2 protein-coding genes are annotated in these 3,629 nt (G+C 68.9%); both read left to right on the forward strand.

The window, feature by feature from the left end; translation table 11 throughout:
- The coding region (locus AB0915_RS38605) for a class I SAM-dependent methyltransferase (RefSeq protein WP_366696005.1) at window positions 1–838 on the forward strand (838 nt) is incomplete at its 5' end.
- A gap of 319 nt (window positions 839–1,157) precedes the next feature.
- Window positions 1,158–3,629: carboxypeptidase regulatory-like domain-containing protein (locus AB0915_RS38610; protein WP_366696007.1), on the forward strand; the 2,472-nt coding region annotated here is incomplete at its 3' end.

Genomic DNA, 3,629 nt, shown 5'->3' on the forward strand with positions numbered 1-3,629 from the left:
CCGTCGCCGGGAAGCGCTCCGGCGTGCTCAGCAGGCATATGAGCGCGAACTGGCCGACTGGCAGCGAACCCGGGACAGGCTCGCGGCCGACCACGCCGGAGGAAGAGCGGACGGCGGGGGCGGCATCCCGGACCCTATGCTGATCACAGAGCTCGATGGGAGCGAAGTGATCATGGCCGAAGACGACGGGAAGCTGGCCGAGGGGCAGCGGCGCCACTGGCAGGACACCTACGCCGCCCATCCCGGCATGTACGGTGACGCTCCCTCCGACCCGGCCGTCCACGCCGCACAGGTGTTCCGCTCGGCCGGGGCCGCGGATGTCCTGGACCTGGGCGCCGGGCATGGCCGCGACGCCCTGTACTTCGCGCGCGAGGGCTTCGCCGTCCGGGCCGTCGACTTCAGCCCGATCGGCCTGGCGCAGTTGCGGGGCGCCGCCCGCGCCCAGGGGATCCGGGGACGGGTGACTACCACGGTGCATGACGTGCGGGAGCCGCTGCCGCTGCCCGACGCCTCCGTGGACGCGGTCTTCGCCCACATGCTGCTCTGCATGGCCCTGTCCACCGAGGAGATCCACGCACTGGTCGACGAGGTGCGCCGGGTCCTGCGACCCGGTGGCATGTTCGTCTACACCGTGCGGCACACCGGCGACGCCCACTTCGGCGCCGGAACCGGGCACGGCGACGGCATCTGGGAGAACGGTGGCTTCGCGGTGCACTTCTTCGCCCGGGATCTCGTCGACGCCCTCGCCGACGGCTGGGAATCGAACGAGGTCCACGCCTTCGTGGAGGGCGGACTTCCCCGCCGTCTGTGGCGCGTCACCCAGACCCGGCCGCGGTAGCGCCGCCGCGCGCTGACCACGACGGCACTTCTTGCACCAGGAGAGCGTGAATGGTCTCCGCCGCTTGTGGGTACGGCCTACCAGGTTGTGGTGGTTCCGCGTCGCTTTGGCGGGTTCATGTCATGCATTTGCCACGCACGGCCCTCTTGTCGAGGACATGCCCATGATGCATTAGTTATCTCGGTGGATGAATCCATCCACTGTCGACCGAGAACCAGCGCACGGGTCGACCCCAGCTCAGCAGCATGGGAGTCACACATTGCGCACTTCTAGGTATTCCAGACCGGCCGCGCGGAAGAACTCCGCACGGTTGGCTGCGTTGACCGCGACGGCCATCGCCGTCCTGGGTTTCCCCGTCGCCCAGGCGACCAGCGCCACGGCAGTCACTCAGGGCACCGCCGCAACCGCGGCCATCGGCTCGCACGGCGAGGTTACCGGCGCCGTCACCGACAGCTCCGGTAAGGCGCTCGCCGGCGCCTCCGTCGTGGCCGGTGACTACCGGGCGACCACCGACGCCCAGGGTCACTACACCCTGACGATCCCGCCCGGCACCTATGACATGGCGGCGTACGGCTACGGGTACAAGGCCAAGAAGGTCCGCGGCGTCGTCGTCGACGCGGACGGTACCGTCACGACCAACTTCGCGCTGGACGCGGTGCCCCACCAGACCGTCACCGGTAAGGTGACCGATGGCTCCGGCCACGGCTGGCCGCTCTACACGAAGATCACCATTAACGACGTGCCTGGCGCCCCGGTCTTCACCGACCCGTTCACCGGCGAGTACAGCGTCGACCTTCCTGAGGGCAACGACTACACCCTGAACTTCACGTCCGTGTACCCCGGCTACAAGGCCGTCACCAAGCAGGTGACCGTGGACAACGCGGCGCAGACCGTGAACGTCGCGGTCCCGGCGGACGCCCAGGAGGCCAAGGCGCCCGGTTACGAGGTCAAGCGGTCCGGCTCGACCGAGCCCTTCGACTCCACCACCGACGCCCCCGCGGGCTGGACCATCGTCAATGCCGCCGGCACCACCGGCGGCTGGTCCTTCACCGACATCGGTAACCGGGGCAACAAGACCGGCGGCTCCGGCGCCTTCGCCATGGTCGACAGTGACAAGATCGGCGCAAGCAAGAAGCAGGACAGCTCGCTGATCACCCCGGTCTTCGACCTGACCGGTAACAACAGCCCGCAGCTGGAGTTCGACACCGACTACAAGAGCTACAGCAACCAGACCGGCAACATCGACGTCACCACCGACGGCGGTGCGACCTGGACCAACGTCTGGAACCGCACCACCACCCTGACCGGCCCGGCCCACGTCGAGGTTCCGCTGACCGACTACGCCGGGAAGCCCGGCGTGCAGCTGCGGTTCCACTTCACAGGTAGCTACGGCTACTGGTGGGAGCTCGACAACGTGTTCGTGGGCAAGCGGACCTACGAGCCCGTCAACGGTGGTCTGGTGGCCGGTACGGTGAAGGACGCCAACACCGGCGACGGCGTCGTCGGCGCCACTGTCGTCAACACCGACTCCCCGCAGGACAAGGCCACCACCACGGCCACCCCGGACGACCCGGCGCTCGGCGGCAGCTTCTACTGGATGTTCACGTCCAAGACCGGCAGCCACAAGTTCACCGCCTCCAAGTCGCACTACGGCGACGTGGACAAGACGGTGGACGTGGCGGCGGACACCACCAACAAGGCGGACTTCGGCCTGAAGGCCGGCAAGCTGGCGTTCACCTCCAACTCGGTCGACAAGACGGTCGGCTGGGGTGCGAAGGCTACCCAGGACCTGACGGTGAAGAACACTGGCGGGGCACCTGCCAGCCTCACCCTGGGCGAGCAGCCGGGCGGTTTCACCCAGCAGGTCAACGGCGGCGCGCCGCTCAACCTGGTGGAGGGTGACTACTCCCCGCTGGCCCTCAGCAAGGGCAAGACCGCGGATGCGGCTCCGGCCGCCAACGCGGCGGGTGACGCCTGGCAGCCGGTGGCCAACCTGCCGGGCGCGGTGCAGGACAACATCGGTGCCGTCTACGACGGCAAGGTCTACTCCGGCTTCGGCTACACCGGCAGCGCGGACAGCAACGCGCTGTACGCCCTCGACCCCGGCGCCGGCACTTGGACCAAGCTGGCCTCCGCGGCCGACACCCGTGAGGGCAATCCGGCCCACGGCTTCATCGGCGGCAAGCTGTACGTGGTCGGCGGCTGGGGTGCCAGCGGTGCCCCCGACGCCAAGCTGGAGGTCTACGACCCGGCGTCGAACAGCTGGTCCACCAAGGCGTCCTCGCCCAAGCCGTACGCTGGTTCGGGCAGCGCGGTGCTCGGCGGCAAGCTGTATGTCGTCGGCGGCTGCACCAGCACCTGCGGCACCACGGACGTCACGGTCTACGACCCGTCGTCCGACAGCTGGTCCCAGATCGCTTCCTACCCGGAGCCGATCGCCTGGCAGTCCTGTGGCGGTATCGGCGGCAAGCTCTACTGCGCCGGTGGCAACGGCGGCAGCAGCTCGACCAAGCACGCCTACGTCTACGATCCGGGCGCCGACAGCTGGTCGCCCATCGCCGACATGCCCGCCGACCTGTGGGGCTCGGCGTACGGCGTGGGCAGCGGCAAGCTGGTGATCTCCAGCGGTGTCGTCAACGACAGCTCCGCCATCACCAACCAGGGCTTCGCCTTCGACCCGGCTGCCGGCAGCTGGTCCGCCCTGCCCAACGCCAACACCAGCGTCTACCGCGTGGGTGCTGCCACCGGCTTCTACAAGATCGGCGGCTCCCTCGGCAGCGGCACGCCGCCG

The organism is Streptomyces sp. NPDC048411 (genome assembly GCF_040704695.1).
Taxonomy (GTDB): Bacteria; Actinomycetota; Actinomycetes; order Streptomycetales; family Streptomycetaceae; genus Streptomyces.